Source organism: [Clostridium] clostridioforme AGR2157, from assembly GCF_000424325.1.
Classification (GTDB): Bacteria; Bacillota; Clostridia; order Lachnospirales; family Lachnospiraceae; genus Enterocloster; species Enterocloster clostridioformis_A.
This window is the reverse complement of the sequence record NZ_AUJR01000040.1, coordinates 1-25,490: the sequence shown is the minus strand read 5'-3', so window position 1 is coordinate 25,490 and position 25,490 is coordinate 1. Positions and strand designations below refer to the sequence as shown.

At 44.5% G+C, this 25,490-nt stretch carries 23 protein-coding genes and 4 pseudogenes; 2 read left to right on the top strand and 25 right to left on the bottom strand.

The genetic code is table 11. The features are described from left to right. Positions 1-4: 4 nt before the first annotated feature. The 20 genes and pseudogenes from G614_RS0116710 to G614_RS27750 form a co-directional block, all read right to left on the bottom strand. Complete coding sequence (locus tag G614_RS0116710) at positions 5-1,738, bottom strand: PP2C family protein-serine/threonine phosphatase (RefSeq protein ID WP_027642868.1); 1,734 nt, start codon at positions 1,736-1,738, stop codon at positions 5-7. Then, a complete protein-coding gene (locus G614_RS27765) occupies positions 1,719-2,471 on the bottom strand; it encodes a PP2C family protein-serine/threonine phosphatase (protein WP_242828113.1) in 753 nt (250 codons plus the stop codon). Before G614_RS27765 ends, G614_RS0116710 begins: the two co-directional genes overlap by 20 nt. 104 nt (positions 2,472-2,575) lie before the next feature. Beyond that, positions 2,576-2,872: an FHA domain-containing protein gene (locus tag G614_RS33775; RefSeq protein WP_330366942.1), complete on the bottom strand. Its 297-nt coding sequence runs from the start codon at positions 2,870-2,872 to the stop codon at positions 2,576-2,578. A 241-nt stretch (positions 2,873-3,113) separates the two neighbouring features. Beyond that, positions 3,114-3,671: an FHA domain-containing protein gene (locus tag G614_RS29315; protein WP_027642866.1), complete on the bottom strand. Its 558-nt coding sequence runs from the start codon at positions 3,669-3,671 to the stop codon at positions 3,114-3,116. Positions 3,672-3,674: 3 nt separating this feature from the next. Then, entirely contained in the window at positions 3,675-4,103 is a 429-nt protein-coding gene (locus G614_RS0116690) for a DnaJ domain-containing protein (RefSeq protein ID WP_027642865.1), read from the bottom strand. A gap of 116 nt (positions 4,104-4,219) precedes the next feature. Then, positions 4,220-4,645 carry a hypothetical protein gene (locus G614_RS0116685; RefSeq protein ID WP_027642864.1) on the bottom strand — a complete coding sequence of 142 codons (426 nt, stop codon included), beginning with the start codon at positions 4,643-4,645 and terminating at the stop codon, positions 4,220-4,222. A 42-nt stretch (positions 4,646-4,687) separates the two neighbouring features. Then, the gene (locus tag G614_RS0116680) at positions 4,688-4,936 is read right to left on the bottom strand and encodes a hypothetical protein (protein ID WP_027642863.1); all 249 of its coding nucleotides are present in this window, start codon (positions 4,934-4,936) and stop codon (positions 4,688-4,690) included. A gap of 18 nt (positions 4,937-4,954) precedes the next feature. Further along, positions 4,955-5,383, bottom strand: coding sequence for a hypothetical protein (locus tag G614_RS0116675; protein WP_027642862.1), 429 nt, complete (start codon positions 5,381-5,383; stop codon positions 4,955-4,957). A gap of 131 nt (positions 5,384-5,514) precedes the next feature. Continuing rightward, positions 5,515-7,683: a hypothetical protein gene (locus G614_RS0116665; RefSeq protein ID WP_027642861.1), complete on the bottom strand. Its 2,169-nt coding sequence runs from the start codon at positions 7,681-7,683 to the stop codon at positions 5,515-5,517. A 90-nt stretch (positions 7,684-7,773) separates the two neighbouring features. Continuing rightward, the gene (locus tag G614_RS0116660; RefSeq protein ID WP_027642860.1) at positions 7,774-9,801 is read right to left on the bottom strand and encodes a vWA domain-containing protein; all 2,028 of its coding nucleotides are present in this window, start codon (positions 9,799-9,801) and stop codon (positions 7,774-7,776) included. Next, positions 9,785-10,357, bottom strand: a complete 573-nt coding sequence (locus G614_RS0116655) for an accessory gene regulator B family protein (RefSeq protein ID WP_027642859.1) — start codon at positions 10,355-10,357, stop codon at positions 9,785-9,787. Before G614_RS0116655 ends, G614_RS0116660 begins: the two co-directional genes overlap by 17 nt. A gap of 3 nt (positions 10,358-10,360) precedes the next feature. Then, positions 10,361-10,510, bottom strand: a complete 150-nt coding sequence (locus tag G614_RS30175) for a cyclic lactone autoinducer peptide (protein ID WP_007858411.1) — start codon at positions 10,508-10,510, stop codon at positions 10,361-10,363. A gap of 219 nt (positions 10,511-10,729) precedes the next feature. After that, positions 10,730-11,092, bottom strand: coding sequence for a helix-turn-helix domain-containing protein (locus tag G614_RS27755; RefSeq protein ID WP_044918036.1), 363 nt, complete (start codon positions 11,090-11,092; stop codon positions 10,730-10,732). Between the two features lie 217 nt (positions 11,093-11,309). Further along, the gene (locus G614_RS0116640) at positions 11,310-13,298 is read right to left on the bottom strand and encodes a TIM-barrel domain-containing protein (RefSeq protein ID WP_027642858.1); all 1,989 of its coding nucleotides are present in this window, start codon (positions 13,296-13,298) and stop codon (positions 11,310-11,312) included. A gap of 48 nt (positions 13,299-13,346) precedes the next feature. Beyond that, positions 13,347-14,189 carry a carbohydrate ABC transporter permease gene (locus G614_RS0116635; RefSeq protein ID WP_027642857.1) on the bottom strand — a complete coding sequence of 281 codons (843 nt, stop codon included), beginning with the start codon at positions 14,187-14,189 and terminating at the stop codon, positions 13,347-13,349. Between the two features lie 13 nt (positions 14,190-14,202). Next, the gene (locus tag G614_RS0116630; RefSeq protein WP_027642856.1) at positions 14,203-15,102 is read right to left on the bottom strand and encodes a carbohydrate ABC transporter permease; all 900 of its coding nucleotides are present in this window, start codon (positions 15,100-15,102) and stop codon (positions 14,203-14,205) included. 104 nt (positions 15,103-15,206) lie between these two features. Then, entirely contained in the window at positions 15,207-16,448 is a 1,242-nt protein-coding gene (locus G614_RS0116625; protein WP_027642855.1) for a sugar ABC transporter substrate-binding protein, read from the bottom strand. A gap of 282 nt (positions 16,449-16,730) precedes the next feature. Continuing rightward, a complete protein-coding gene (locus G614_RS0116620) occupies positions 16,731-18,266 on the bottom strand; it encodes a response regulator transcription factor (RefSeq protein ID WP_027642854.1) in 1,536 nt (511 codons plus the stop codon). Between the two features lie 33 nt (positions 18,267-18,299). Then, positions 18,300-20,105: a cache domain-containing sensor histidine kinase gene (locus G614_RS0116615; protein WP_027642853.1), complete on the bottom strand. Its 1,806-nt coding sequence runs from the start codon at positions 20,103-20,105 to the stop codon at positions 18,300-18,302. Positions 20,106-20,298: 193 nt separating this feature from the next. Continuing rightward, positions 20,299-21,200: pseudogene (locus tag G614_RS27750) on the bottom strand (MATE family efflux transporter); the annotation flags it as partial. A 68-nt stretch (positions 21,201-21,268) separates the two neighbouring features. On the opposite strand from G614_RS27750, the gene G614_RS27745 reads away from it, so the two are divergent. Next, entirely contained in the window at positions 21,269-21,427 is a 159-nt protein-coding gene (locus tag G614_RS27745) for a helix-turn-helix domain-containing protein (RefSeq protein ID WP_242828112.1), read from the top strand. A gap of 31 nt (positions 21,428-21,458) precedes the next feature. Here G614_RS27745 and G614_RS30170 read toward each other — a convergent pair whose 3' ends face one another. The 5 genes and pseudogenes from G614_RS30170 to G614_RS27735 all read right to left on the bottom strand — a co-directional run. Next, positions 21,459-21,638: a winged helix-turn-helix domain-containing protein gene (locus G614_RS30170; RefSeq protein ID WP_242828115.1), complete on the bottom strand. Its 180-nt coding sequence runs from the start codon at positions 21,636-21,638 to the stop codon at positions 21,459-21,461. Positions 21,639-21,916: 278 nt separating this feature from the next. Next, positions 21,917-22,717: a class I SAM-dependent methyltransferase gene (locus G614_RS0116595; RefSeq protein ID WP_027642852.1), complete on the bottom strand. Its 801-nt coding sequence runs from the start codon at positions 22,715-22,717 to the stop codon at positions 21,917-21,919. Positions 22,718-22,728: 11 nt separating this feature from the next. After that, positions 22,729-23,463: pseudogene (locus tag G614_RS27740) on the bottom strand (IS110 family transposase); the annotation flags it as partial. A gap of 146 nt (positions 23,464-23,609) precedes the next feature. Continuing rightward, positions 23,610-24,197 carry a TetR/AcrR family transcriptional regulator gene (locus tag G614_RS0116585; RefSeq protein ID WP_027642851.1) on the bottom strand — a complete coding sequence of 196 codons (588 nt, stop codon included), beginning with the start codon at positions 24,195-24,197 and terminating at the stop codon, positions 23,610-23,612. Positions 24,198-24,595: 398 nt separating this feature from the next. Beyond that, a pseudogene (locus tag G614_RS27735) lies at positions 24,596-25,291 on the bottom strand (IS91 family transposase); the annotation flags it as partial. A 16-nt stretch (positions 25,292-25,307) separates the two neighbouring features. On the opposite strand from G614_RS27735, the pseudogene G614_RS35060 reads away from it, so the two are divergent. Beyond that, a pseudogene (locus G614_RS35060) lies at positions 25,308-25,490 on the top strand (IS91 family transposase); the annotation flags it as partial.

The following is a 25,490-nucleotide window of genomic DNA, read 5'->3' as shown; positions in this document are numbered from 1 at the left end:
CCTTTTATTGCATAGCTGTCCCAGGTCCATACTCCTTCGTTTCGGTCTCTGCACTTTCCTGTTCCTGGGCAAGTTTCTGTGCTTCTTCTGCCTGTTTTGCCGCTTCTATCCCAGCTCTTGCCGCTGCAATCTTTCCATTGATACCATTTGCCAGTTCTGCCAATTCCAAACGTATATAAATAGCCTGGGCTGTCTGATAAAATGTAATGGCATTCTCATACTTTCCTTCTGCCACCAGTTCGTTTCCTTTATTTTCAAGCTCAATGGCATTCTGCTGATCATTCGCTTTCTGCTGGTTCTCCAGTTCCTTTTTTGCCGCTTCCTCCTGCTGCTGTTTTGCAACCTCAGCCGCTACAGCTTCTTCGCTTTCTTTTTGTGCATTTTTTTCCTGCTGATCTGCCTTATCTAACTTTTCCTCTGCCGCTGCCTGCTTTGCTAAAGCCTCCTCTTTTCCCGCTGAATAGTAAAGGGCCGCCGCTTTATCCCTGGCCTCTTTGTAAGATTCAATAGCACCTTCAAGATTATCGTTGGCTTCCTTCTTCTCACCCAGTTCAATCAAATCAAATACATCTATATAATCCTTGGTCAGTTTCAACTGGTTATCAATGTAAGTTCTTCCAACATTTCCTGCCTCTATGGACATATCCCGGGCTGTCAAATATAAGCCCTGCGCTTTTTGGTATTCACCGGCTGTCAACGCTTCATCTGAAAGGATAATCTGCTCTGCCAGCTTTTTATACTGGTCTGCTTCCTCGGAATCTTCCTCCCGTTTTAAGTTCTTTGCTAATTTAAGAGCCTCACCATACTCCTCAGCGGCCTTTTGATAATTGTCATATCTTAAGTATGTTTCTCCGCTGTCCATGTACTGTGCCAGGTTTTCCTTTTTAATCCGTATGCTACGGTGACGCAGATAAAAGCCGAGACTGATTCCTCCCACAATCAACAAAACCGGAATAGCTATCATAAGTATTTTTTTAACGGTCCATTTTTTCTTTGGGGATTGATAGGTCTTGTTAACAAAAGTAACTGCCAGTGTATAGTTGTCAACATGCCGCTCTTCCTGGTCTTTTAATATCAGGTCTTCTGCCTGGTCCAGTATTTCCTGAGGTTCCTTTGCCTCATTTGTAAAATCAAGGAGTTCCTGATCGCTGCATCGTTCCCATACCCCACGCGATAGAATTGCAAAAATATCTCCGTTTTCCAGCCTTATCTTTCTGGAAATCCGGATTTGTGGTGTTCCGCGCTCTCCTAAAAACGAGTACAGGTTATTCCTGGCTTCATGGGCTGCTGCCTGATCCAGTGGAATTTTCTCCTCTTCCAGCAAATTCTGGGTCAGCGACTGGTCAATTGACCGTTCCAGTATTCTTGCATTACGAATAAGGTAAAAACGGCTGTTTCCTGCATAGCAGTACCGGACTTTTTTATAGTCTGTCACAACCATAACCACTGATGCTTTCAGGTGCATCCCCCCATGCTGTTTCAACAATTCTTTATGGGCCTGTTCCAGATATCTTTTCAGTCTCCGCTTTCCTATTACAGGGCGTTCCGTAAAGCTCCGGATCAAACTCTCAACGACCAGCTGTGCACTATTAACAGATGGCTCTACATCTAAGCTGTCCGCCAGGACATAGCAGGCAAAATCATCCATCTCCACATATCCGAAATAATCCCTGTTGGAAAGTTCCTGCCCTTCCTCCGATATATTGGCGGTCTTAAATTCAGAGTTTATTCTTCTCATCTGCTGCCTCCGTTTGTATATTCAGAAGCAGTACGCTTCCGTTATCCATCTCCGGGTTCAATTTTGATTCTGCTCCCCGAACCATTGCCTCCGCTTGTTCCTGAACAGATGCCCCGCTTAACAGAATATCTTCCATCTCGCCCCAGGACAGTTCTTCAAATATACCCTTGCTGGCAATTAAAACTACATCATCCTGTTTTAATTCGATGGGATGCTCACAGAGCTCAATGTCCCGAAAGCCATCCATCCCCACATAATTCCATACACGTTTTTCGTCCATACTCCAGATAGCTTCTTGCCTGGATATGGAACCATTTTCATAAGCCTCTGCAGCAAGCACATCCATTGTCTGTCCCCGATTTAATGGAATCAGCTCCTCGCCGCGTTTCAAGGCTATGCGTACATTGCCTGCTACCGCATAGTATAAATGGCTTCTATCTACAAAAACTGCTGCAAGGCTTGCTCCGCCTCTGCGCTCCCCTATAGTCATCTGAATTCGTCTATTTGCTTCAGCAAATGTGCTTTTAAAGAAATAGTCTGGATTGTTCAAGGTATGATAAGGTTCATAACGGTCCATAATCGTATCAGCTGCCAGCTGCGCACACATTTTGCCCGTGTTTTCATTTCCAATACCATCCGCCAGAACAGCCATTATTCCAGCTTCATTTTCAAATGCCATCACAACATCCGCCTGGATTTCTTTCCGCCCGTTTGTCTGACTGATTCCTGTCATCGATATTTTTTCCTGCTTCTCTCGCTGGCAGCAAAGGACGACTCGCACTACAACTGCAGCTATCAAAAGCACAACAGCAACGTTTTGAATCATTATGGTTTCTATCATTTCACATCATCCCAACTAAAGTTCGTTCCACACAAAGGCACAAATAAAAACCGACTTTTCCCCAGACTAATCGTATCATAGGGTTTTAATTCTGTAGGCACATAAACCGCTTCTTCATTTAAATAGGCCAATCCGGCTGCATCACCCGGAAGGATAACCGTATTCATTTTTTTTGAATCATAGACAATTATTGTATGGTTTTTTCGATTGATTGTATTGTCACCAAGGATCTGAATATCCATCCCATCCCCGCGGCCCACAAAATTTTTTCCGTCATGAATTTTATAATCCATCCCTATCCGCGCTCCTTCAATACAGACAAGCCATCCGCATACTGGCCGTACTTCTTCCTGAAGCAGTTCCACCGGCGGTTCAAATCCCAATGGCTTTGTTGCCGCGCTCTCATCCTGAACCTTCATGTTACAATAGGGGCATATCTTCCCGTAACGCCTTGCATTATACACATGTCCGATCGGACATCTCGTTAAACTCATCCTGCTCTTATCTCCCCTCTTTGATGATATAAATGTATCACTATGTCAGCAAAAGTTTTGTATTTGCAATATAAATAATGTCACCTGGCATCACTCTGCACGGACGGTTCAATACTTTATAGCAAACACCATCTTCCACTTTCTTGACTTGTACACCATTTTGTGAATTCAAATCTTCAACAAACCAGGAATTCTGACAAAAATTCAATGCCGCATGCTGAGGATCAATAAATGTGCTGTATTCGCAATCCTCCAAATCCACATCGACTTCTTCGTCTTCATTCTTTTTTCCAATTACAATCGATATTTTCCCTGATAATTCCCAGGATTTGATTGGTTTATTTTGCTCATCCAAAAGAATCAACTGCCGTATAGCTGTATCATCGGTAGGTTGACCCATTTCATATTTTGTATGTTTATTACGAATTTGAACCGTCAAATCTATCACAGCTCCAATCATGCACACGAACAAAATACACAGAAAAGCCCAGAACCATCTTCTATCCACTTCTGTAGTGTAAATGCTAAGCAGCAACACGCCGCTGCATAACAAGATGATAATATCTGCTGCTATTTTTATAGTTTTTCTTGTTTTCATCTTCTAACGCCCGTCCCCTTTATGGTTTTGTCTGCCAAAAAAGGCTGCAAACATTTCCTCCGGTTTGATTGGTCCATCCGGCTTCCTGGCTGCATTGTTGTTACCCTGATATGTTTCCATCCCTTTTCCCGGTTGAAAACCGAAAAACCGTTCAAACTGACTCATGTCAGGCGCCGGTTGGCCGTTCTCCTGTTCATGCTGATTACTGTCTTTTGAACAGGTCTTTACGCGAGCTTTATCGTATTCCTTCCGGCTTGCTTCATCTCCAAGGCACTGATATGCCTCCTGAATCTCATACATACGCTGTGTCTTATCCGCATCATCCTTAACTACATCTGGATGATAAAGCTTTGCCAGTTTTCGATATGCAGCTTTTATATCCTTTTCCGCAGCTTGTTCCGATACCCCAAGTATCTTATAATAATCTTTCATTTCAACCTCTGTCCGTCCTACAGGAATGTTCTTTTTATAGAAAGAGGGCTGCCCAAGTGAATAGGCAGCCCTTCGAAAATGGTCCGCGGAAGCTGCTTGCGGAGCTCCTGCAATATTTATGCGCTGTATCCGCCTTCTACAGTAACCTGCGCCATTTTATCCTTTTTCTGCTTGATGATCAGCGTAAAAGTTCCCACGCCTTCCGTATCCCCGTAGTTTTCTTTATAGTCAACTACGAAAGCGTTCGGATATGTATACTTACGCACCACCTGTGATGCCGCAATCACCTCAATGCTGGCCTTGCGGTAGCAGTCGGACTTCTCCGCCGGTACAAGCGCCCACAGTCCCAACTGTCTTGTACTGTCAAAGGGATCCCCGTCCACAGCCGTCAAAATCTTTCCTGTAATCTCTACGGTACTCCCCATATCAGTAGAGCGGGCGTTGCTGTCATGGGGAATATCTGTTCTGAATTTCACTCCTGTAACAATGGTGGTTCCCAGGTCAATGGTAGATGGTCCTTCTACTTTTAATTTAAATCCCATAATCATACTCCTTTTCTAAATAGATTTACTTGCATTTAAGGCTTAGTAACCGATTCCAGGTATATACTCAATCCCTGTCATAACAACTACACAGGCAATCAGCGCTATAATAGCTACACAGATTGCAATGTATATCTTTCCCTGCTTACGCATATTTTTAACGGCAGTCTGACGATCCTGTCCCGGTTTCAATTTAACTTTATCATCTGGTGTGATTACCATTCCAATTCCCATAATCAGCAGCCCGACAATGCCCAAAAGCACAGAGCCATACATGATTATATAGTACATACCTGTGATCCTCCCCCATTATTCTCCGCTAAAGCCGCCCTCGAATTTCAGATTGGCCATCTTATCCTTCTTCTGTTTAAGCAAAAGGGTAAAAACGCCTGCGCCGGTGTCATCCGTAAAGTCCTCCTCGTAATCAACAACAAATGCATTGGGAATCGATATCTGACGGACAATCTGGGACGCATTGACCACATCAATCTGTACTTTCCGGTAGCAGTCCGAATTCTCTGCGGGAACCAGGGACCATCTTGCGATCTTGCTGGTATCATCTGCTGCTTCCCCATCAACCGCCGCCAGTATTTTTCCCTTAATCAGCACGGTGGAGCCCAAATCGGTAGACCTGGCATTGGAATCATGCGGAATATCCGCACCAAATTTTACCGTCATAATGCTGGTCTCCGGCAGATTGATTGATTCATTTCCTTCGATTTTTAAACGTAATCCCATTCCTTTTACCTCCTATTGATCTTATTTGTCCTTTTGGTCCTTTTTCTTCTTTAATCCCTTAAATATGGCAATTCCCGCCACCACGAAAAATGCTGCTGTTACGATCATTTCTACCAATTCATACATCGTCTTTATTTTCCCCCTGCTTTCCGCGTCAGCTGCACTTTCAGGTTCTTCGTTACATTGGCAAAGGTTACCTGAACATTGCAGATTCCATTTTTCTCATCAATCTCAAAGTCCAGCTCGTCCCCATCCTGCAGGATCGAATTTACATGCTGACGGTCCGCATCCCAGCGGCTCTTTTGGCTGTTTGGATTGCTGCTGAAGAATTTAAGGATCTTATCCTGTTTGAAATCCCCACTGTAGAAACGAAGCATCCGTTCAATATAGGTTACCACCAGCGTCTTGTAAATTGGCTCAAATTCATTGCCATTGCTCAACAGGTTTCTCGCCTTATAGACAGTAATGTTCTTAATCTCCCTGCCTTTATACTGAGCATTATCTGAAGAGAAAACAAATCCAAAGCCGGTATGATTAATGGAATTTTTAATGGCATTGGTAAACCCAGAAATCTCCTTTGTCATGCTTGTTGCTGCCAATAGAGCATTATCATCTGCCTCTACGTCAAACCGGACTCCGGGATATTCCATGTTCGTGTTGTTAAAACGCTCCTTTAAGTACTCCGGACACTGCCATGCTGCCACAATACCTGCTGCCTCATAAGCCGCATTGACATAAATACCTTCCAGCCACATCTTCATGATGTCTTCTTTTTCTTCAGATAACGCAACATTTCCGTCCTCGTCCATCACCATGCGTTTATCCAAAATTAAACCGGATTTGTCTTTCGGAATGATAGTTGCGTTTGGAATGCACGGGACAACAAACTCGCTGTATTCCTGCTTCATCAGCGGCGTACACTTATCTTTAAAGATGCCGATTCCCTCTGTTGCGATATAGTTAAACGTAGTCTCCTCGCCGGTACGAAAACTAAAGAAAGTAGTGATTTTATAAGGAACCAGGGCATTCATCAGGGTCGCAAGGCTTTCCATGGAATTCGTTCCCTGTTTCTCCACTTTCTGATTTCCTGCAAATCGTAATCTCTGCAGCTTTCCGCCGCCGCTTTGATTCAGTTCCACATCCGGAACAATACTAAACCAAATCGTATTCTCAAACTCGTTTTTGTCATTGGTCGTATTTAAGTATGTCAAAAGCCTTGGAAGATTACTGGATTTTACAAGCATGTCCAATGATGTATTGGAAATCAGGAGTTTAGGCTGCATTCCCTTTTCCTTGACCTGATACTGATCAAAGAAGGTTTTAACTCCAAGGATTTTTTCGATCAACGGTTTTACCGCCTTCACAAAATCATCCTTACTCTTTTTATAGAACTCCAGATATCCATTGTAGTTTTTTACCTCTACCTCTTTATCCACAGTACTTTCCATCGTGGAACCAAGCGGACAGAACGTACGGACCACCAAGTCTCTGACATAATCAGACGGGTCTTCATTCAATGCATCGTAATCCTCTTTGAATGTCTCAATCAGGCTGGTGTTAATATGATCATCTACTACGGCCAGTTGGGTGCTCGTCTCCTGTTTCATTTCCAGGATTTTCAATTCACCATCATCGCCCATACTAAGAAGTCCGGCTTTAAAATCTCCGCCGCCCTGTTTTGTCTCCCCATCGCCCAATAACAACCGGGTTTTAATGTCTTCAATCGCAAGAGGAAGCATTGCAAGCACATTATTGTAGTTCTGGCTGGCCTGTTCAAACTGATAATTCAGTTTATCCCCTAAATCCAGACGTTTGGGGTCCCCTTCGTCCAGTTCCATATATTTGCCATAAGTATACTGGATTTCTCTTCTGACCTGGCGGATATCTTCCATGATTTTCTTGGGAGAAATCATATCCAAAACGTTGCTGAACTTAAAGTCTACGTTGGCCACTCCCTGTGCGCCTTTCGCATCCAATAAGGTAATCAACATATTCAGCAGGTCATTTGACTCATTTAACGGAATTTCCGTAATGCAATTATCCGGAATGTTTTCCGGCTTCACAAGGCTGTACTGGATACTTGATGACGTAGCATCACACCAGGAATATACAACCGGTGAGAATTTTTCCAGAAACTCTTCAAAACTGGAAACCACTAATTCCTCATTAATTTCCTTTACCTTGTCATCATCCAGGCTGTTCTTCCCCCGCACATCTCCAATTAGAGTAAGCAGGTTCAAACGCTCCGGATTGATTTCAGCAAACAAAAGTGTTCTGTTTGTCTGTGTGATTGTTTCCATAGGCATACTTCCTTTTTAGTTATTTTATGCTAGCAGAGCACCATCCTGATTCATATCCGTCCAGTAGGCGCCCTTCACATCTGTGATATTTTATTGAATGACTGCAATATAGTGGAGTTCCAGTTCATATGCCCCGTCCGGTGATGTAATATAGATGACATCGCCAAACTGCACACTATACTGAAGCTGTCTGCATACAATGCTTCCACCCAACATAACTGTGGAGCATGTTGAATGGTAGAGTATCATCCTGCGTTCTTCATCCGCAATCAAAAAAATATTTTCCAATCCCAGATGGTCCGACAGCTCCTGATACTCTTTCATCAGACTTCCCAAACAAATCCTGGAGTCCTTGATTTTATACATAGGAAACGTGAGCGGTGTAATTTCTTCCGTATCCTCCGGCTGCACCGTTACATAAGCATCAAGTTTCCCAGCGAAACGATTTCCTGCCTTTCGCTCCGCTATCTGCTGAAGCTCCGGCTTTGGCTTATAGAATATCTTCCAGAGTGCTGCTATAGCCGCTGCGCAAAGTAACAGAACAGCCCACCAGTATGTACGCCATAGTGGCGGAACGGTAACATTCCACGAATACAGCATCTCATCCTCGCCATCAGAAACCAGCAGCTGCAACACCTGCCTCCCCGATTTCCTCGCTTTGACAGAAAGCACGCTATCTGATATCTCCGCTGTCACACAGAGACTGTCCGATTCTGGTAAAGTGTAAGTGAGAGAATCTCCATTTGGGTCTTTAAAGTATTCATCCAGCACATACTTTTTTTCTTTACTGAAAATTGCAAACGATTCCTGCTCCGGCAATCCACCCACCGGTTTCCCATTATGGGACTCTACCGCAACCGGTCCAAATATGCAGCTTCCCATGCTGTCATCCAGGCGTCCATTAATATAATAAGTCCCGGATTCAGTCAGCACTGTCTCCCCGGCAATCACGCCATCACGGACAACTACAGGAAGCGCCTGCTGTCTTTCAGCCTGTGTGCCATCGTATTTCAGGTTTAATTCGCAGTCAAAGTTGTCATAAAAGTTTTCATCTGAAATAATTGTGTTATTCTTGTCCTTAAAATAGACTTCATATGATAGTGGAGAATTTTTCTCCACAGCCGGAACAACGCTCAGAACAGGAGTCAGATCACGATAACTGATTAAATACATCTTCAGTTCCTGGTCTTTAAGCGTTTCGGTCTGGATAGTCAGTTCATTTACATGGCTGTCCACATCTGTTATTTTAGCTACCGCGTAATTGTTTAAGTTCACCGGCTCAATCTGCCGGTCACCATACAGTACCATAGTGTTTCCTATCTTCTGTGGAGAAATCATCAACACATCCAGTTCGTCCAGATATGACCCATCCAGCCTCACCCGTATATTCTGCATTCCCTGTGAATATATACCCGTTGTTATTTCCTGTATACTATAGTTCATGTTCGTAGTGAAAATACCATACAGGATTTCAATAAGGTTTTCAGGTGTTTTCACCGTATAGTTTTGCGCTCCGGTTTGTTCTGACAGCTCCGACAGGCTCTGTACGTCTCCATCATAAGTTCCAAAGGCGATTGTATAGATTGGTATATTCTGCTCCCTGCATTGATCCAACACGTAATCAATATCCATTTCTGAGTTCTGCAAAGACCGTCCGGTCTCTGACCCCTGCAAATCAGATTCGCCATCGGAAATCAGAACAATTGCTTTCTTCCGCTCCTTTTCCTGTCCAATCAGTTCCTCCGCGTAACGCAGGCCCAGTCCTATATCGGTATTACCGGAATATCCCACCCCGTCAATTAACTGTTTCAGTCTTTCACGTTGTTCGACCGTTTGTACCTCCACAGGTGAAGCAGAAGAGAGAATACGGTCATTATAGGATACAAATCCTATCCGTATGTCGGCACTATGTACGGTATCAATAAATGCCTTTACCATAGCCTGAGCAATATGTTCCGAGTCATTTGATTTCATGGAGCCGCTGTAATCCATAACAAAAATCACATCCAGCCCGTTTTTTTCACTGGCGTATTCCTCCGCGTGAGCTATTATGGAAATTGGCGTTATAAGTAGGATACTGCATATGGCCACCACAAGAGATTTAATTATTTTTTGCATTTTTCACCTTACCCAGTATCATAAGCACATAGACAACACTTATTGTAATGGCGATTAGGAATGTGTACTTCCTGTTCTGCATAAACGCGCAAAATAGATAGACTACTGCAATTGCAAAAAGGGACTGCCGCAGTTTTTTCCTGAAGTATGCATCTTCCTCTTCATCAACCTTCCGATTCCTGTCACTCTCCGGATCCGTAAGCATAAAGGCACCGACTCCCCCAATAAACAAAAGGTGGGAGAACCATAAAGGAACGTAACTGTATTTCACAAGTGCCATTGTCCCCGCTATCACAAGTGCAGAGAAAATAAAGCAATGGCTGAACTTGTCCAGATGTATTCCGCCGGCATAAGAGCGCAAAACCCAGAATATCAAAAGGAATGCGGCGGTTTCCCACCGCATATTGAATCCAACGGCTATGATAGCGCTTGCAAGGATGCCAGCCGCCATTTCAAGAGCAAACTCTATAACATACTTAAAAGCCTCGTATGACACAGCGGGAAAGCTGCTTTCTTCATATAACCGATCTGCCAGCATAGCTGCCATTTTTTCCATATGTTACATCCTCTTGAAATTCCTTACATCTTCCGGCATCTTAGGCTGATGTCCAATCCAGGCACAGCGGGTGTTCGCGGCATAAACCATAATAGCCATAACAAAAAGGTTCATTACTGATGGATTCATTTTGATCTTTTTTAACAGCTTCATTGTTGAAACCTCCTTATTTTTTTACAATATACCACAAAAATTGACAATTATTTCTAACATGTAATTAATGATGGTATATATGTAACTTCTGTGCGGACTCTTATGAGACATATATAAGACTTTAAAATTCCTGCGTGCAAAAAAAAAATCTTAAAAATCTGCAATAGGGTCACTGCAAATTTTTAAGATTTTTACCTCCACGTAACCATGTGTCCTCAACTAAATAAGCTTTTCATCATCTATCTTTTCCATCTTGCTCGTCATAACATCCATTAAATCCCATACAATTTCCTGATAATCCTGCTTTAATGCATCGAAAACCTGTATCAGATTATACTTTTCCTGTAATTTATCAAGCAGCACTCTTTGCTCTTCTAAATTCCGTTTTGCTTTTGAACGCCCTAAAATATAATCAGACGTGACGTTGAAAAAGTCAGCATATAGTTCTAAATGTTCCCGTGTCATGGTGCTGCTGTCACGTTCTATTCTGCTTACTACCTGCTGGGATATTCCAAGTAAATTGCCCAGACTCTTCTGGCTTAAATGGGCACTCTTTCTCAATTCCTTTATTCTGTCATGCATAAACAACACCTCTACCTAAGTTTATCATTAATGCATGGCCCTTTTACCCTAATTACATTTTTCAATTACTCTAATCTAGGGTTTTATTCGTTTTCAATCTGCCTATTAAAACAAATCTGCCGCCGCTTATTATACCCATTGTCTAAAACAGTGGATACCAGATTCTGGTTCCGGGAGGCAGACGGGTTATGTGCTGTACGATACCGATGTACGGTATTTAATCGATCCGCTTTCTTCTGAATACCGGCATAGTATCAAGCGTCACCGGTACGGTAATCCACTGTCCGCCTTCATATATCATATCGTTATCTGTCAAAATCCACGAATTACCCAACGGCAGATAGACATTCCGGGTTACAGCCCGGGCCTCCAGGATTGGCGCGACTAAAAGCTCGCTGCCGTAGCAGTATTCATCCTCCACCGTCCAGGCAGTCTTATCCTCCGGGAATTCATAGAACAGTGTCCGCATGACCGGCGTGCCCTTCTCGTGAGCTTCCGCCATCAGTTTCCGGGTATATGGGCGCATCTTTTCTCTCAGCTCCAGATATTTTTTACAGATTTCATAGACGCCATCGCCATAGCTCCACACCTCATTGGCCGCGCCGGAGCGGCAGTGGGCACCTCCGGTTGTTCCGTACTGGGGCTGTCGCGGCTCACGGTCGCCATGGAGACGCATGACAGGGCAAAAGGCTCCCCATTGGAACCAGCGTACAAACAGTTCGCGAAATTTCGGGTCATTGGGATCGCCTCCGTGAAAGCCTCCGATATCGGTTGTCCACCATGGAATGCCTGCCAGCCCCATATTCAGGCCGGCCGCCAGTTGGTTACGCATGCTGTCAAAGCTGGAGGCGATATCACCGGACCACACAAGCGCCCCGTACCGCTGGCTTCCGGCCCAGGCGCAGCGCAGCAGATTGACGATGTTACCCTGGCCCGCGGCTTCCATCCCTTCATAAAAGGTCCGGGCATAATCCACCGGATATATATTTCCAATCTCCAGATCCGTACCTGCATAGTAGCGGTAATTATCATAATCATAAGCTGTATATTCCGGCTCCGCCTCATCCAGCCAGAAGACGCGGATTCCCTTATCATAATAATTTTTCTTTACACGGTTCCACAAAAATTTCCGGGCCTCTGGATTTGTCACATCACAATGGATGGTGGCGCCTTCAAAATCAAGCCCCACGCGCACCCCGCGTTCTGTTCGGATCAGATACCCTTTTTCCAGCATTTCGCCGAAATTTTCAGATTCCTTATCTACGGTGGGCCAGATGGATACCATCAACTCCACTCCCATCTCCTTCAGTTCCCGCACCATGTTGTCCGGGGCGGGCCAGTAGACCGGGTCAAATTTCCATTCTCCCTGCTTCGGCCAATGGAAAAAGTCGATGACGATCAGATCCAGCGGCAGCCCCCGGCGTTTATATTCCCGAGCAACGGAAAGAAGCTCCTCCTGGGTCTGATAACGCAGCTTGCACTGCCAAAAGCCCAGTCCGTACTCCGGCATCATGGGTACGGTTCCGGTCACGGCGGCATACTGCTCCTCGATTTCCGCCGGCGTATCCCCACAGGTGAACCAATAATCCAGAACCTTTGTGCCATAGGCTTCAAAGCTCGTAATATTTTTGCCGAAGACCGCACGGCCTACGCCCGGATTGTTCCACAGCAGGCCATAGCCCAGAGATGAAATGGCAAATGGCACACTGGCCTGTGAGTTGCGGTGGGCCAGTTCCAGATCCGCGCCTTTCAGATTCAGATAGGGCTGCTGATACTGCCCCATGCCGTAAATCCTTTCGTTTGTATCCACAGATTCAAGACGCATGGTTACGTGGTAATCACCACCTGTATTGGGCCGGAATTCCCGGGCTTCCACCTCGATGGCGCTGCACTTTGGGTCGGTCAGATCCCGACGGTTGCGCCAGTATTCTTCCAAAAGCAGCTCGCCCTTTTGATTAAACATCATCAGCTTACCGCCGTCAGTCACCCGTACCGCCAGCTTGCCGTTAATCATGGACATGCCGCTGCCTTCCTTTCTAATTTCCACCTTCACCTGAGGTTTCTCCATCTGAAGCGCCCAGTCCTCCTGGGGCGGCTTTGCCATTTTTGCGGCCCGGACACGAACTGAATTCATTCCCCACGGTTCAATCACCATCGTCTCCGCATCATAGTGATACATTAATTTTCCATCCTGTTCCCATAACATAAATATCCGCCTCCGTCGATTATTTATATAGTTTAGCAGCTGCCGTACTTAACCTTTTACAGCTCCGTTGGTCATACCGCTGATAATATATTTCTGCATAAATATAAATATCAGAGCTACCGGAATAATGGAAACTACCGCAAACGCCGTTAAGTAGCTCCATTTTGTCCCGTACTGCCCCATAAAGTTGAAAATTCCAGCGGTCATAGGCCGTTTCTGCTGGTCCATAATAAACGTCATACCATATGCCAGGTCGCCCCAGGCGTACAGGAAGGAGAAAATGGTACAGACCGTAACGCCGGACTTTGCAATGGGTATGATCACCCGGATAAATGCCGTAAACCGGTTGCAGCCGTCAATATAGGCAGCTTCCTCCAAATCATTTGGAATGGAGGCAAAATAATTTTTAAGGATCAGTACCGAGAACGGTATGCCGATGGTGGCATCCGCTAAAATGGCTGCCATCGGCGTATTATATACATGCATGCCCTTTAACAGAATAAACATGGGCGTCAGCAATACGGATACCGGAAGCATCTGTGTTACCAGAAAACCGAGTATCATCATCTTTTTGCCTCTGAAATGGTATTTGGCAATACCATAGGAGGCCGGGACCGCCAGAACAACGGCAATCACTGTGGCGCCAACGGAAATCAGGAGACTGTTACCAAAAGAACGGAACATATTAAAATCGCCGGTTTCCACCTGGGCGGCATAGGACTTTATATTAATGACCTCGGGGAATATCGTCGGCGGAATCCTGAAAATTTCCTGCTCGGTTTTTAAGCTGGTCACGACGATCCAAAACAGAGGAAACATCAGGATGCACAGAATAATGACAGATACGATACATAATACCGTATTTTTCCTGCCGGTAATCTTTTTTTCCATAGAATCTCCCTCCTTATGCTTCTTCGTCCGAGGACGTGGATTTCAGATAGAAGAAGCCTACAATCAACAGTATCACAAGCAATACATTCGCCACCGCAGAGCCTTTGCTGTATTTGAACATCTCAAAGGACAATTTGTAGGAGTAGGTGGAGAGCATATGGGTGGAGTTTACCGGTCCGCCCCCGGTCATGACGTAAACCAGATCGAATACCTTAAACGTGTAAATAAATCCAAGAATCAGCACGGATTCAATGGCAGGTCTTAACAACGGCAGAGTAATCCGGAAAAAGGACTGGACCTTATTGGCTCCATCAATGGACGCGGCCTCATAAAGCTCCTGGGAAATGGTAGTCAGGCCCGTGGAAATAAGAATCATGTTAAATGGAATGCCAATCCACACATTGGTCACGATAATAGCGATCATGGCCGTACCGGCGGAAGTGAGCCAGTCGATATTCCGGGTGATGAGCCCAAGGCTTCGCAGCGCATAGTTAAGAATCCCCACATCCGTTCCGAACACAAATTTGAACATCAGCGCCGTCACCGTAATGGGAATCATCCACGGCATCATCAAAAGACCACGGACCGGTTTGGCAATCCTGAAGTTCTGATTAAAAAATACGGCCAGTGCAAAGCCGATAATAAACTGGATTACAAGGCAGCTGACGGTAAACAGCAGCGTGTTGAACAGCGCTTTTATAAAAACAGAGTCGTTAAATATCTGTATATAATTATCCAGCCCGGCAAACGGCTTATGCGCCGCCGTCAGCGTAGTGGTCGTCACATCCTGAAAACTCAGGATTATATTATCCATAATAGGGTAACCCACGAAAATCAGCATATAGATAAACGCAGGCAATACGAACAGCAGGCCGATATTGTCGTATCTGATCAGCTTTTTTAATTTTTTCAATTCCATTACTCCTTTTTTTCACGGTTATCCTTCAGAAAAACGTGCTTCAGGGTCCAAAAAAAATAAGCGGCCGCTTATCTGATTTTGTTCTGTTATTTCAAAACTTATTTGGAAACAATACTGTCGATGGTTGCCTGTGCATCCGCGGCAGCCCCTTCCGGTTCGGCGGCTCCGGTCATCACCTGATTGAAGGCCAGGGAGATAGCGTCGGATACGGATGGCCAGTCGGCTAACGGCCCTCTTGCCTTTGTATAGTCCATTTCCTCAATGAATTTCCGGTATACCTTTTCCTCATCGGAGGTGAACTGTGTTTTGGCAATTTCTTTATCGGCAGAGATATAGCCCATAACATTCATCATATAAGATACCTGTTCCGGCTGCGTGGCAAAACTCAGAAAGTCCAGAGCCCCGGCCTCATTGCCTCCGGCAATGACAGCATAGTTTTCACCGCCAAGGTCCGAAGCGTATTCTTTATCCCTGGGAATCAGGGTCACATCCCATTTTAAATCAGGAGCTTCCTGCTTCATGGTTGGAATCTGCCACGGTCCGTTAATCATCATGGCCACGTTGCCGGAAATAAACTGATTCATTACATCACCCTGAGTCCAGTTAATACATTCCTTGCTCATAACGCCGTCATCCACAAGGCTTTTCACGTATTTCAGAGCCTTTATGCCGCCCTCGGAATTAATTTCATAGGAGCCAGTACCGGTGGACCAAACCCACGGCATAAAATTAAAGGTTCCCTCTTCATTCTGTAAGCTGCAAAATGCAAAGCCGCTCACAGTACCGGAAGTCAGCTTCTCAGCCGCATCCTTCAGTTCATCCCAGGTCGCAGGCGGATTCTCAATCCCGGCTTTCTTAAACATATCCGTATTGTAATATAAAGCCAGACAGTTACTTCCAAATGGTACGCCGTACAGCTTTCCGTCAATACTGCAGGAAGCCGCGGGCCCGTCATAGTATGTAGAGATGTCAAATTTTCCGGTTAAGTCTGAAAAAATTCCCATGGACGCGTAGCTTGCATGATCAGGGGAATCCAGCAACACCAGATCGGGAAGTTCGCTGGCCGAGGCGCCGATGGACAACTGTTTTTTGAAATCGGCAAAGGGAACGTATTTAGCCGTCATCTTGTAGCTGCTTTGAGATGTATTGTACTTATCAAGCATCTCATTGAGCGCCTTCTGATGGCCTTCATTTTCCCAGTAATACCACATAACTACATCCTGGGCCTTGTCTCCGCCTGCTTCCGAAACGCTCTCAGACTTAGCTGGGCTGCCGCAGGCCGCCAGACCGACCGCCATTGACGAAGTTAATAACAGAACCAGTAATTTTTTTAATTTCATAGTTATAATCCGCCTTTCTGCGAAAGGCACCGATGGGGTTATGAAACATTTCAAACTCCATCTTCCTTTCGTCTTTTTTTGTGTTATTCTCCTCTTGCAGGCTGCTGGCAAACTACAGAATCTGAGGAGGTGAGATGAACTACATGCTCGACCATCCCGGTGAAGCCTTGGATGTCACTCCATATCATCATTGATTGATAGTATCATTATAATCAAATTCTTTCCTTCACAACATGGGAGATAACTATAAAAGGATAAATATTCTAAGATGAGTACCGAAATTTACTTAAGGGACTTCCGGTACTCCTCCGGTAATTGGCCGGTACATTCCCGAAACACCCGGCTGAAGTACTTCGGATCCGTGTAACCCACCTGCTCTGCGATTTTATATAGCTTTAACTGCGTTCCAATGAGCAGTTCCTTGGCCTTGCTGATACGGAAATCCCGTATATAAGTGCTGAAATTGACACCTACCTCCTTATGAAACTGGCTTCCTAAATATTCCGGCGTAATATTTAATTTGTCTGCAATTTCATTGAGAGTAATGCCGGACTGGTAAAATTCATGAATCATGCTCCTGGCGCGTTTTACAGTCAGATGAACGACCTCATCCTTTGTACCCTGATTAAATTTCAGCTTTTCCAGAAGCCCGTCTGCCGCCTCTTTTAATTCCCGCCGGGTACGGGCGTTCATAACAGCTTCCAAAAGCTTTTGCTGTTCCAGCTTCTGATAATCCAGACTCCCGACCTCCTTGGCTATATTGATCAATGACCACAAAAAACGGACATAATTTTCTTTTATCTCCTTAGGAGCATAAATATTACCGCAAAGAAAGCTCTCATGAAATTGCTCTATATACCGGCCGATCTTTTCCGGTTCCATGGTACATATGGCCACCTTCAACTGATTTTCCAGTTCTATGGGATAGATGCATGGTATATTCTGCACCTTTGTAATCTTGGGATACGAAATTATCACATCATCACCCAGGGAAATATTCCATTCCATATAGGGGGCTAACGTCTCAAAGGCTTCCCTGATACCAACAATGCCCCGGCTCTGGATACAACCTACTCCGATTCTGTCCCCGCTGTTGAAGCTGCCGTTCAGTATCTCATGCTGGAACCACCGCTCCACACGGTTAATCTCTGCCGGGCCATAAATAACAATATAAACAGATTTCTCATAGGATACATCCAGAAGGCACCATGAGATGTCTCTGCGATTCGCAAGCAGAAGCTCCAACTGCCGCCGCACCCGATGCAGATGCTGTTCATAGCCAGACCCCAGATAAACGCAGATCTGCAGCATGGCAGTCTCAGGCCCGATCTTATACTTCTGTTCCACATAGGTCTGCACCGATGCATCGGCCGTCAGGCCGCCCCATAGGAAACCGCTGATAATCTGCTCCAGCGAACCTATTTCCTCCGGCTGGTGCATCCGTTCCTTTTCCACCTGCCTCCGGGCATTAGAAATCGCTTTAGAAAAATCATTGAGATTGATTGGTTTGAGCAGATATTCCGTCACACCCAGCTTTAATGCCTGCCGGGCATACTCAAATTCCGAATAAGCGCTCAGAACAATGGCTTTGGGCGTATCCCCGCCGCCATATATTTTTTCCAGCATGTTAAGGCCGTCCATGACCGGCATGCGGATATCTGTAATAATAATATCCGGCCGGAGCTGGACCGCCATTTCGCAGCCCTGCAACCCATTTTCAGCCTCTCCAACCATTTCATAATCGCCGCCCAGGCGGGTTAGAAGCCGGCTGATGCCCTCACGGATGTAAATTTCATCCTCCACAACCATTACCTTCATAATCAGCACTATCCCCTCATGATTTCTAAATAACTACTCCGTCTCATTTACAGGAATTTTTATCGTTACCCGTGTAAACTCTCCCTCTTCACTTTCAATCTTAATAATGGCATTTTCATAGTACATATGGATTCTGGTTATGGCATTTTCCATGCCGATATGATTCTTTTCCATAGTTTTTACGAAGATGCCGCGATTCACAGCCTCCACCATCGCCGCCTTCATTCCGCGCCCGTTATCGTAAATGGAAATATCCAGCGCCGCCTCCTCCACCCCTATGTCCACCTTCAGGCAATGGGTCCGTGTCACACCGTCAAAGCCATGAATAATTGAGTTTTCTATAAATGGCTGTAAAAGCAGCTTATGTATATGACAGCCCATGGCTTCCGGATCCACGTGGATCTCGCATTCAAAGGTATTTTTCAGCCGGGTCTGCTGCAAAAAAAGATATTGCTTGAGCCAGTCACACTCCTGGCGTACCGTCACGATACTGTTGCTGTTATCAATACCGTACCGAAGAATGGCGGCCAGGGCGCCAATGGAATTGCTGATCTCGTATTCATCACGGTCAATGGCCATCCAGTTAATGGTATCCAGCGTATTATAAAGAAAGTGCGGATTAATCTGGGCCTCTAAGGCGGCGATTTCCGCATCCTTCTGACGCCTTGTGGCTTTCAATTCCTTTTCCATGGAAGCATCCAACTGGCCAAGCATTGCGTTAAATTTATTGGCAATCGTCTCTACCTCGGCGGGCATCTTTTTATTGATTTCCACCCGCGCCGACAGATTGCCTTTTCCGGCCTGTTTCATAACCGCCGCCAGATTTTGCAGGGAGCCGGTAAGGCTTCGTATCAGTATGACAATAAGGATGATCAGCGCTCCCAGCGACAATCCCAGTGCGAGAAGCGTAATCTTCTGCTGGTTCTTCAGTCTGGACACCACCTCATTTTGGTTCGTCACATTGACCACATCCCAGTTCAGCTTATCGTCATGGACTACGATCACCGAGCTGTATTCACCCGAAAATACGCTGTTTTCTGTAATAAATGCGCCGTATGCCGCCTGCCGCTCCATCACATCGGGGTTCCATTCAATAATCCGTTCGCCAACCAGCGTATTATTCTGGTAAGACACCAGCTTTCCCTGGCTGTCAACAATAAAATTAAAACCATTGGAGTCCTTTTCGCTGCTTCTGCACACATCCTTCAAAAGCTGCTCATCGATACTGACTATGACAATCCCTAACTGCTCATCCACATTTTTATAGTCAATAATGCGATGGCCCAGATGAAACAGATAGTTTTCCCGGGCATTAATTGTTTTTGCTCTTTCCGTAGAGAGCACATGGGTATTATTGTCCTGTGAAATACTGTCATAAAGCGTCTGCCGGTCCTGACTGAAGTCGTCCATCCAGGATGTCTGGGTCATGGAACCTGTGAGCAGATCATAGAAAACCATATCGCCGTTCTCCGTCAGCACGGTTATACATTTTACATACTCTTTTGTGTAAAACAGCCCCCTGAGCGTCCGGCGCAGTTGATTCCGGCTCACCGGCAAATCCTCCTGCCGGTTGATTTTTTTCAGCAGTCCTACGATATCGTCATCCATATAAATCTGAAACAGAATATCCTCATAAGAATCCAGCCAGACATCCAGGCTGGCCCGGGTCTGCTGTACATTCATCTGAGTCAGCTCGTTCACATTATCGCGTACAATGCGGGACATGTTGTAATAGGAAAATAAATTCAATACAATAATCGGCAGAATAGAAGTGATGACAAATGCCAGAATCAGCCGGGTTTTCAGACTTGTCTTTCCTCTGTTTCTATTGTTCCTCATAGACGGGCGCGCTCCTGTTTTTTTAAATCGTAACACAAAAAAAGGCGTTGTACAATATGGTTCAAAAACATAAAAGCGGAAAGTGAAAGGGGCTGAAAATCCTGTACAGTTGTAGGACCATGTACCCTCTGATAAATTGATGGTTTTGGTATCATTATGACCACCTATTATAATGCGCTGCTCCTGATTGGATTTTAATCGCCTCTCTCAAACGCTGGAACTTCTTTGCCCCATAGCTAAATCCCGCAATCGGCTGAAATCCTTTCAGGAAACCAAATACCACTAAAGTTCCCATAGATGTAACCCTTGTGACTGCTCCCATTCCGGCAATGGCAGCATCGCCATATCCATTTGCCGCCCGGTTAATCAATGCTATGGAAAGGCTGTCGTATAGATCTGCTTAGAGGGTTTAAATTCCTTTATGCTGAATGAAAACGCACTCTTTTTGCGGAGCGCATAGGTTAAGTACACCAGTGTGGAAACAAATTGAGAAATGGCAGTGGCAATCGCAGCTCCCGCAACCCCCATATCAAGCCCAAAAATGAAAACCGGATCTAAACCAATATTTAATACGGCTCCCAACAATAAGGCACACATGGTTGTTTTCGCTGCTCCTTCGCTCGCCACAATGTTATTCATAGTCACATTAAACACATTGAAGATACAGGAAACCACATAGATCCTTGCGTAAGTCAGGGCATAAGGCATAATGGTATCTGTTGCCCCAAGCATGGTTAAAATCGGTTTCAGAAAAACATTAGCCGAAACAATGATAACTGCACCAATCGCAACGCTGCTGTATACCGCCGTACTTGCCACCTTATTCGCAGTATCTCTATCCCCACGTCCTAACAGCCTTGAAAGATATGATGCCGCACCGTTGCCAAACATCAATCCCAATCCTACTACTACCTGCCCTAACGGAAACACAATAGAAATCGCACCCATAGGGCTTTCTCCCAGACCTCCCACCAAATACGCATCTGCCAGATTATAAAGGGCATTGATCAGCATACCAATCATAATCGGGACACCAAGAGCCACAAGAGCTGTGGGGCTTTCTTTCCACAAGATAATTCCCTTAAAGGACTTCATCTTTAGAAAGTAGGTGGTAGGATATTAAAATCTATTGAAATAAAGAAAGCAACTCCAAAAACCTGATAATGGAACTGCGGACGGAAAGAAAGCTGTCACAGAAAGCTCTTACAGAACAGCTCCAGCTTGCTGGATTTGAAAAAGGGACAAGGTTCGTCCCGGATTATGAGGTGGTGGCTCTGGCAGAGTTCTTCCATGTATCCTGTGAATATCTCTTAGGCGTATAAGACAAAAAATAAGCAGCAATCTGTTTTCATATCACAGACTGCTGCTTAAATTTTTATTAAACCGATAACCAATGCCCCATACGGTCTGTATGTAAAGTGGCTTGCCCGGATTATCCTCTATCTTTCCAGAATACGGTTCCTGCCAAATAAGATCATATATCTGCTCCTTGCTAAAGATTCTTCCTGGACTTCTCGCTAATAAATATAATATATCAAATTCTCTGTTAGTAAGTGCAATTCTTGTTCCTTACACTCCTTTCAATTAAATCTATTGTCAACTCTCCCAACTGAATATTTTCTGGCTTCGGTATAGTATTACACCATTCAAAACTTTTATGATTACTCACTGCCTGTAACATACTCTGATATATATCTTCTTCACCATCAGAAAATGATAAGACAATTACTTTGCTCAAATCAATCACCTTACCTATTTAGCAACCATTCCATAAAATGGAAAACCGAAACAAGTATATAATGTTTTATTTGCTATGACTGCTTTCTGAATATGTCAATCGCATGACTTGTAATACCTGCTAGATCGATGCGTTCACAGGTAGCAAAATGATATTTCAAATACAAGTCAAAAGTATCCCCATCCATTTTGTCTACTGCTTCACGCATAAGCAACGCAGAACCGTCCGCCGCCACATAATGCAATCGGGTGACAGCAGGAAATACAGACATTAAATTGTCAATATCTTCTTTGCGGACAAGTTCAAACAAATCTTTAGGTTCCGATTTTGCAGCAAATGTTTCGGAATCAATCAGCCCATTTTTTATATATTCAGCAACATTGATATTACCATGCATGAATCCTTCATCAAGAAGGCATCCATCTGATATTACATATGCAGCGAAAATTATACCGCCTGGTTTGGTTACACGGATTGCTTCATGCAAAGCCTTTTGTTTATCTTCTATTGTGTATAAGTGATACAGGGGACCTAAGATCAAAGTAATATCATATTTGTTGTCGGAAAAAGCGGATAGTTCCAGAGCATTTCCCTGTCTAATCGTTATATTTTCTTTTGGTCGTGTGTTTTTACGGAACACCTCTATATTATGTTCTACCAATTCTACCGCATCTACAGTATATCCCTGCTCTGCCAGTGCATGTGAATACCGACCTGTACCGGCTCCAATTTCAAGGATACAATCACCAGGTCTTATATACTTTTCAATGTAATGCATAGTAGTAAGGAACTCAACAGAACCATGCTTTACGATCAACCGATCATCTTCATCATAATGATTGTAGAAGTCAATTAAATATTGATTGGTTTGCATATCACGATCCTCCCTACGCTGTGCTCTGCCGCTGATACCAGGGTCTTTGCCCTCTTCATTCCAGCGCCTCTCAGCTTTGCGTCTCTCCATATCTGGTTCACACCTTCCGTTCCCAGTTTCACGATATCTTCCGGCAGCGGGGCTGCTTTCAACACCATCCTGCCGCTGACTGCCTTTAAATCCTTGTAAACGTCTTTGTATTCAGGAAAGTAGATGGCAAACCATCTGGCAATCCGGTTCTTAACCCTCGTGAGTTCCTCCTGCGTTTGGAAGCGCAGATTCGACAAGCTCCTGACCTCTGCATAAATCCCGGTCGGGATGTAAGGGTAGGAAAACCGCCCTTCATTGACCAGCGCAGCGATTGTCTTTGGATCCTTGCGGTCATTCTTGTTGGGATTGTTGTCATCCAGCTCTTTCGACTTTTTCACATGATGGGGATTCACATGCACCGGCTTCATCCCAATGTCCTGCAGGAATTTCCCAAGGGCAAACCAGTAGTGGCCGGTCGGCTCCATGCCGGGAATTACAGCGGTTTTACCGTGCTTCTCTGCGATATCCTCCATCCATGCCTTAAAGGTCAGGAACCCTGCTTCCGTGTTGCTGAACTCCAACGGTTTTCTGGTGTACTCGAAGTTGCGCCAGTCAAATGCCCTGGCATAATGGGTCTCACTGCCGACATCAATACCAACAATCAAAGTTTTTTCAGTAATGGATGCAATTTTTGCATTCTGCGTGTTATAATTCATTTCAGATACCTCTCTGTTCAATAAGATTTTTTCTAACCTGCGAAGTCAGTAATCTTATTTTACTCTGAGGTATCTTTTTCTCAACCACCTTTCTCGGAATTCCCTATGTTTGAATTATACAGGCAGCTCCTTTTACTTTGTAAATATTATACAGAGATTTTCCAATCCGGTTTTTCCTGTTTTATAAAAGCGGATAATACATTGATTACCATCTTTCTAGCATTATCTGTATCTAATATTATTTTCTTTGTTGCTGTAAGGACTGCAATACCATGGGAATAAAGGAACAAATCTAAAAAAATTACCTTTGCCTGTTCCAGTTCTATTCCTGTTTCTTCAGAAAAAATTTTTGCCCGTTTTTCGTTATCAACCTCTTTATAAAAATCTGCTGCATCTGCCATATTCAAATCCATGTTATCTATAAACAAAAACTTAAATAAACAGGTTTCCTTCTGAGCAAATTCAATATATGAAAGAGGAAGAACTAAATAAGAATTGACTTTTGCTGAATCACAGTAATTAATCACATACTGTTCGTAGTATTCATACGCAAAAGCAAAAAATGCACTTTTTAGCTCGTCCATATTTTCATAGCAAGTAAAAATCGGTCTGGTGGAACACTGTAATTTGTTTGCAATGCTCCTTGCGTTGACCGTATCAAACCCCGTTTCCCTTGTGATCTTCAGAACTGTATCCAAAATCATTCTTTTTGTTATTTTTGCTTTCGGTGGCATATTACTCCATTCCTTCCTATACCTAAATCGGTTTCATTTGTTGTATAACCATTATTGCATAACATTTGTAATTTGTCAATCTATATTTGCAACAAATATCAGGAATGATTTTTAATCATTATAAAACTATTTCCATACCATCGTAGTCCAAAGATATACCATCCTCAATAAGCATTATCAAGAATTATTGAAGAATAGCAATTTCTAATGAAAGAACCGGAGGTGGGTTGAATAAGAGGGCAATCTTTTCTGCCCCCTTATTCAGCACACTTTCGGTTTTTCCGAATTGAACAAAGTCGTCGGCTGTTTTTCAATAAGATTTCAAAAAAATTCACTGGTTTAAAGCGCACTTCCCCCTTACCCCCAAAGCTTATGTCCCATATCCGGTTGCTTTGGGGTCAGGCGCTGCTTCTTTTGGGAGCCCATCTGGGGCATACTTCATAGGACATGGCCCCGCCGCAGCATGGGCATACAGTGACATCTTTCTTGTACAGTATCCTGATTGCCTGTGCCTTGTCATCTTTCTTAAACCGTCTCAAAAACTCACGGCAGCTGATCAGGTTCCTGCATATGGGGATCAGCTTCCGCTTGTTCTGATTGCTTAAGATCCCATAGTGCCGTATCCTGACAAACCCTTTCGGAGGGACATGCATCAGAAAACGGCGGACGAACTCAACGCCATCCAGGGTCAGCTCTTTCCACTGGCCGCCGCTTTTGTAATCCTTTACCTTTATGGTTACTGTGTTTTCGTCCATGCGCAGGATGCGGCTGTTGCTGACCGCTATCCGGTGTGTGTAACGCCCAAGGTAATGCATCACGGTTTCCGCTCCGGCAAAAGACTCCCTGATATCCGTGACCCAGTTTTTCCCATAGCAGATATCCAGCAGTTCCTGGTATTCATACTGGTTACGGTATTTGGCGGCTGCTCCCTCATAACTAAGATTCCCCGCCTCATGCAGCACCTTGAGCCCGGACAGAAATTTCCCCTTGAAAAGTGTGGCCATTGCCTTTCCGGGCAGGAAGAAACCTCCCTTTTTCTGATGCCAGTTCCGGTCTGCGTCAAGCCCTCCGCCTGTACAGAGTACATGGATATAATGTAAAGCTTTACATTACATCCATGCCCTGATTTCCCAAGGCGGGGCTGGTAACTTCACTGCCTGGCGCCCTCATACTCATTTTGATTATCGCTTCCTGCGCCTGGCTTTCCGTAAAGTCCTTTTGGAGCAGCTCTCCCTTAAACTTGGACCGTCTTTTAAGAAACTTAAAAACCAGATTTACAAAGACCATCCCGAT